Below are 3852 nucleotides of genomic sequence, written 5' to 3' on the forward strand. Positions count from 1 at the left end.
ACCCGCTGCCCGCCCCCACCAGGTCACGGAGCATGTCCATCGTGGCCCGGGTGTACGGATACCCGCCGGCCCACAACGCGGGCTCCGAGTGGATGCTCCACTCGATGCTCCGCCCCCTGGTCGCACGCGGCCACCGGGTGACGGTCTGGCTCTCGCACCCCGGGAGCATCCAGAAGAGCTACGACATCGACGGAGTACGGGTCGTGCCCTATCAGGAGGGCATCGACTTCTCCACCGCCGCACAGGAGGCGGACGTGCTCCTTTCCCAGTTCGAGAACGTCCCGATCGTGTCGGGGCTCGCCCGGGCCCGCCGGATCCCGGTGGTCGTGATCTGCCACGACAACTTCGCCACCAGTTTCCACAACGCCGCCGGCGCCGATCTCGTCGTCTACAACAGCGAATGGATACGACGGGACGGCGAGATCCACTACGGGCAGTACCCCCGCGAATTCCTGCCCGGGCGCACCATCGTGGTCCGCCCGCCCGTGATCGCGGAGGATTACCGCACCACACCGGGCGACCACGTGACCCTGGTGAACCTCAACCCCGACAAGGGCGGCGAGATCTTCTGGCAGATCGCCGCGTGGGCGCCGGAATGGAAATTCCTCGGTGTCCGGGGCGCCTACGGGCAGCAGATCACTCCACCGACGCGGCGGCCCAACTGCGAAGTCGTCGACGGCGTGCCCGGGAACGAGATGCGCGAGCACGTGTACGGCCGCGCCCGCGTGATGCTGATGCCGAGCCTGTACGAGTCCTGGGGCCGGGTGGCGGTGGAGGCCATGGCATCCGGCATCCCGGTGATCGCCCACCCCACCCCCGGACTCGTCGAGTCCCTCGGCGAAGCGGGCATCTTCGCCTATCGCGACGACCTCAACGCATGGCTCGACGCGCTGAGTTCGCTGAAGGACCCGAAGAACTGGGCCCGCGCCTCCCGCCGGGCGAAGGCCCGCTCCGCCGAGCTGAGCGCGACCCCCGATCTCGACCTCTGGTGCGACAGCGTCGAATCACTGCACGACGCGAGGCGACGGAGGCACTTCCGCGTGGCGGGTGCGCCGCACTCGTCCACTCCCGTTTCCGCGAAATAAGCAGACAAAGGAGAAGCCCCATGACATCGGTGTTACCTGCTCCGCAGAGCTTCGCCGCCGCCGACGGCGACCCCTATCGCAACCTGGTGAAGAACGGAGGTTTCCTGAACTCCCCCGTGTTCGCGGAGTCGGAGTACAGCTACTACACCGCGGTCGCCAGGCTGCAGAACGCGTACCTGTCCGACTGGGACTACGGCAGCAACGGCAAGAACAACGGCAATGACGGCGAGCCGAGGGGGTACTACATCGACGTCCGCAGCCACGGCTACGCCTTCGATGGGAACGAGTGGCTGGACAGGTCCAACGGCAGCAACAGCGTCGACCTCATCGGCCACGGTGACAACCGGCACGGTTTCGTGGGGCAGCACATCACAGGGCTGATCCCCGGGGCGGCCTACGACGTCTCGTTCCTGGCGGGCGCCGCGTTCGCCCAGGACTACCCGCACGCGGCGAGGATGGAGTACCGCGTGACCAACGGCCCCTCCCGGTTCGGCACCGAGGAACTGGACAAGGAGCTCATCGGGATGCGGCCCACCGACCCCGAGGTCATCAGGGGCAGCTGGATCCGGTACTGGGAGCAGCACCAGCGTTCCTTCACCGCCCGCTCGGCCGACGCGTACATCCGGTTCGCGGACGACACCCAGAACGGGTTCTGGTCGGGCGTTCAGCTGGCGGACGTGTCCGTACGGCTGCACACCTCCGGTTTCTCGGTTTCCCCGGGCGGGGATCCGGTGCCGCTGACACGCGCCGGGGAAACCCGCTACCCGGGCGTTCACCTGCAGGCCACCGAAGGGGGAGTCATCCCCCGGCAGACCGTCCACGTGACTCTTCCGCCGGCCATGGGCCTGCGATTCGTCCCCGAGAGCGGGAGCCTGTGCCAACTGACCGTGCAGGACGCCTTCGGGAACGCGACGCGGTATGCCGAGACCCTGCCGCGGGACGGCGACACCGCCACCTTCGAGGGCGTCGACCTGGCGCTGTCGGGAAAGGGAGCGAACTCCGTGGCCTGGGTCGCGGTGAAGGCCCTCCCGCACGGTCCGGGCGGGGAGACGAGCCTGACCTTCTCCGTGGGTGACAGGACGTCACCGTCCACCACTGTCCGGGTGCAGGCCGCATGACCGCGGCGGCCCTCCCTCTCCCGGAGGGCCGCCATCGGAGCCCCGAGGCCGCATCGGCGCCTCGGGGCTCCTCCTTGCCGGTCGGACCGCCGGCTTGGGGCACAAGCTAGAGTTAAAGGCGTTAACTTTACCGAGGGAGGGCGGGGCATGACCGTGCCGAACACATCGGGAACCGGGACCACCGGTCGGCGTCACCGCGTCCGCGAGGAGGCGCTGGCCGAGATCCTGCGCACGGGCCGCCGGCTCCTGGTCGAGGAAGGGCCGTCGGCCGTCACGCTGCGAGCCATCGCGCGGGAGATGGGTATGACCGCCCCCGGCCTCTACCGCTACCACGCCAGTCACCGCGATCTGATCCAGGCACTGACCTCGCACCTGTACGAGGAACTGGCCGCGGCCCTGACCGAGGCGCGCGAGCGCCGTCCGGCCGCCGAACCGGGACAGCGGCTGCGGGAGGCGTGCCGGGAGCTGCGCCGCTGGGCGCTGGCCCACCCCCGCGAGTTCGGGCTGCTGTTCGCCAAACCGGTCACGGACGCCGACACCGCGCCCGGTTCGGCCGCGCACGACCCGAGCTGGCGTTTCGGAAGCGTCCTCCTGGAGCTGATGGTCCAGCTGTGGCAGCGCGGTGACGTCCGGGCGCCCGCCGGCCTGGATCCGGCGTGGCTCGCCCAACTGGAGGAGGTCCGCGAGCACCTGGACGGCGAGCCCGTGCCGCTGGAGATCCTCTACGTCTTCGTCTCCTGCTGGGCCCGCCTGTACGGAGCAGTGGCCGTGGAGGTCTTCGGCCACCTCGATTTCGCCCTCACCGACCCCGGGCCGCTCTTCGAGCACACCCTTGACGGCATCCTGACGGAACTGGGCGAACCGGCCCGGTAGTCCGCGGCCGCGCCGGAACGGGAAGCACGGCCCGACCGCCACGGACATCGGCGCCGACGAGCTACGCGTTGGGCCGCAGCGTCCACCAGATCGACATCTCGCCCGTGACCCCGCCGTCCTCGCGGGTGATCTCGACGTGCACCGGGAATTCGGGACGCTCGCCCGCGTCCAGTTCCGCGACGACCTCGGCGGCGGGGCGGCCCAGGCGCGCGGTGGCGGTGACGGGGCCCTTGGCGAGCTTCTTGTAGCCGATCTCGGCGCGTACGGCGAGGGGGACGGCCCGGGAGAGCTGGTCGCCGAAGGCGGCCAGGACGATCGCGCCGCTCGCGGTCTCGGCGAGCGTGAACATCGCGCCGGCGTGCGGGCCCCCGACGTGGTTGTGGTAGTCGGGCTGGTCGGGGAGACGGACGACCGCGCGGTCCGCGCCCGCCTCCTCGAAGACGAGGTTGAGCGTGCGGGCCATGGGCACGGTGGCCAGGAGGAGGTCGCCTGTCGAAGGCAGTGTCTCGGACATGGGCGAGAAGTTACCAGTCAGTAGCTTCGACGGGAAGGGGCGCCCGTCCCGCAGATCACGGACTGCCTCTATGGTTATCGGCCATGTGGCCAGGACAGCAGCCGCCCGGGGGCGAGCAGAACCCGCAGGACCAGAACCCGTACCGGCAGCAGCCGGGGTACGGACAACAGCCCAACCCGTACCAGCAGCCGGGCGCGCCCACGCCGCCCGTGGGCGGGCCGGGGTACCCGCCGCCGGGCCCCGGCCCCCAGCAGCCGAATCC

At 70.2% G+C, this 3852-nt stretch carries 4 protein-coding genes; 3 read left to right on the forward strand and 1 reads right to left on the reverse strand.

Annotated features, from left to right (window positions below; genetic code table 11):
• The 3 genes from K6I34_RS33230 to K6I34_RS33240 form a co-directional block, all read left to right on the forward strand.
• The coding region (locus tag K6I34_RS33230; protein ID WP_374231091.1) for a glycosyltransferase family 4 protein at nt 1-1085 on the forward strand (1085 nt) is incomplete at its 5' end.
• A 20-nt stretch (nt 1086-1105) separates the two neighbouring features.
• Nucleotides 1106-2203, forward strand: coding sequence for a hypothetical protein (locus tag K6I34_RS33235; protein WP_229331763.1), 1098 nt, complete (start codon nt 1106-1108; stop codon nt 2201-2203).
• Nucleotides 2204-2350: 147 nt separating this feature from the next.
• A complete protein-coding gene (locus K6I34_RS33240) occupies nt 2351-3076 on the forward strand; it encodes a TetR/AcrR family transcriptional regulator (protein WP_229331764.1) in 726 nt (241 codons plus the stop codon).
• Nucleotides 3077-3137: 61 nt separating this feature from the next.
• Here the strand turns inward: K6I34_RS33240 and K6I34_RS33245 are convergent, their stop codons facing one another.
• On the reverse strand, nt 3138-3590 hold the full coding sequence (locus tag K6I34_RS33245; RefSeq protein WP_229331765.1) for a DUF4442 domain-containing protein: 453 nt from the start codon (nt 3588-3590) through the stop codon (nt 3138-3140).
• Nucleotides 3591-3852: the final 262 nt, after the last annotated feature.

Origin of the sequence: Streptomyces sp. UNOC14_S4, assembly GCF_020740835.1 — a bacterium.
In the GTDB taxonomy this organism is placed as follows: Bacteria; Actinomycetota; Actinomycetes; order Streptomycetales; family Streptomycetaceae; genus Streptomyces.